This window comes from Tenacibaculum sp. AWR4_210 (assembly GCF_056160945.1).
In genome coordinates, this window is record NZ_JBSWYF010000076.1 from 1 (window position 1) to 306 (window position 306).

1 protein-coding gene is annotated in these 306 nt (G+C 52.6%); it reads right to left on the reverse strand.

Going from position 1 to position 306, the window contains the following annotated elements; all coding sequences use genetic code 11:
• On the reverse strand, positions 1 to 306 hold a 306-nt coding region (locus ACXAG7_RS20090; RefSeq protein ID WP_476667945.1), incomplete at both ends, for a hypothetical protein.

Below are 306 nucleotides of genomic sequence, written 5' to 3' on the forward strand. Positions count from 1 at the left end.
CCGTGCTTCCTGCACAGATGGTAAGTGTTCCGTTAGTTCCCGCATTTGGTAAAGCCTGCTCGCTTACCACTACCTGAGCTGTTGCTGCTGTAGTACATGGTGCGGTTGCGGCTACTGTATACGTATAGGTATTAGCCCCTGCTAATGCTGGTGACCAAGTTCCGCCTGTCGCAGGACTTCCACCTAAGGCTGCAAATAACTGCGCCGATGTTACCGTGCTTCCTGCACAGATCGTTAGTGTTCCGTTAGTTCCCGCATTTGGTAAAGCCTGCTCGCTTACCACTACCTGAGCTGTTGCTGCTGTGG